This window comes from Bacillus sp. SIMBA_008 (assembly GCF_046535495.1).
GTDB lineage: Bacteria > Bacillota > Bacilli > Bacillales > Bacillaceae > Bacillus > Bacillus subtilis.
Map to the genome: position 1 here is coordinate 1 of NZ_JAWRWL010000494.1, position 270 is coordinate 270.

1 protein-coding gene is annotated in these 270 nt (G+C 70.4%); it reads right to left on the reverse strand.

The window, feature by feature from the left end; all coding sequences use genetic code 11:
- A partial coding sequence (locus SB658_RS24165) for a ParA family protein (protein WP_410602883.1) occupies positions 1-270 on the reverse strand: 270 nt, incomplete at both ends.

Below are 270 nucleotides of genomic sequence, written 5' to 3' on the forward strand. Positions count from 1 at the left end.
GAGAGGAGCGCTGTGGCACTCGTCTTCCCGACGCCGCCCTTGCCGTTGACCACGGCGATGCGGCGGCACTGGCCCCACTGCGCGGAGACCGTGCGACGGGCGCGCTCGTTGTCCAGGTCCTTCTTCGACGCGCCGACCTTGATTCCGACCGTCGACAGTGCCCGACGCCATCCTGCAGTGGGCTCTGCCCGCAACGGCTCGCGCGTATCGATGAAGCTCTGCTCGCGGCGGCGCAGGGGAAGCTCTGTCGGTGCCGGCGGCGGCTCAGAG